This is a genomic window from Variovorax sp. 20P10.2.4 (assembly GCF_058244205.1).
The window spans coordinates 1-1,188 of sequence record NZ_JBZAYE010001155.1 but is presented as its reverse complement, the minus strand read 5'-3'; the positions used below and the strand labels follow the sequence as shown (position 1 = coordinate 1,188).

Genomic DNA, 1,188 nt, shown 5'->3' with positions numbered 1-1,188 from the left:
GCATGGTCGTCGGCGGTCGACGCGTGCTCTTCGAGGCACAGCAGGTGTTCGTCGGCGTCTTTTTCGCGCTCGGGCGCGGGGGCGAGCATGCAATGTCCTTCGGTTGGCCGCCGGCGTGGGGCGTCGGCGCGGTTGGACTGTGACCGTGCCCGGCGGTAGGCGCCATCCCCCAAACTAGGTATGTCATAGAACGATACGAAAATCGGCCGGAGACCGGCACCCGCGACCCTCCGGAGCCTGAACCGGACCTGACCGGCTCCCTCGCGATAATTGCCGCTCTTTCAAGGAGTACGCGTTGGATATCGTTCTGTTGGTCAAGGCCGCCGTCATGGGTATCGTGGAGGGGCTGACCGAATTTCTCCCGATCTCGTCGACCGGCCACCTGATTCTTGCGGGCTCGCTGCTCGGCGGCTTCGACGACGAGCGCGGCAAGGTGTTCGAGATCGCGATCCAGACCGGCGCGATCTTCGCGGTGATCATGGTCTATTGGCAGAAGATCCGCTCGACCGTGGTGGCGCTGCCGCGCCAGGCCAAGGCGCAGCGCTTCGCGCTCAACGTGCTGATCGGCTTCCTGCCCGCGGTGGTGCTGGGCCTGCTGTTCGGCAAGGTGATCAAGGAACACCTGTTCACGCCGGCCGTGGTGGCCAGCACCTTCATCATCGGCGGCTTCATCATCCTGTGGGCCGAGAAGCGGCCGCCGGGCTCGGTGCGGGTCGAGAACGTCGACGACATGACGCCCTGGGACGCCCTCAAGGTCGGCCTGGTGCAGTGCTTCGCGATGGTGCCGGGCACCAGCCGCAGCGGCTCCACCATCATCGGCGGCATGCTGCTGGGGCTCTCGCGCCAGGCGGCCACCGACTTCTCGTTCTTCCTCGCGATCCCGACGCTGATCGGCGCCGGCGTCTACAGCCTCTACAAGGTGCGCTCGCTGCTGTCGGTGGCCGACATCCCGCTGTTCGCGGTCGGCCTGCTGTTCTCGTTCCTGAGCGCCTGGTTGTGCGTGCGCTGGCTGCTGCGCTACATCAGCTCGCACAGCTTCATCCCGTTCGCCTGGTACCGCATTGCCTTCGGCATCCTGATCCTGGTCACCGCCTGGCAGGGCTGGATCGTCTGGGCCGAGTAAGGCCCTGGCTTTTCACCTCAGGTCGCGCCGACGGGCATCCGCAGCCCGACGCGCGTCGCGCCGGG

1 protein-coding gene is annotated in these 1,188 nt (G+C 66.5%); it reads left to right on the top strand.

Annotated elements, in window-relative coordinates:
* Positions 1-295 precede the first annotated feature (295 nt).
* Positions 296-1,123, top strand: a complete 828-nt coding sequence (locus AC27VN_RS41920) for an undecaprenyl-diphosphate phosphatase (RefSeq protein WP_093339823.1) — start codon at positions 296-298, stop codon at positions 1,121-1,123.
* Positions 1,124-1,188 lie beyond the last annotated feature (65 nt).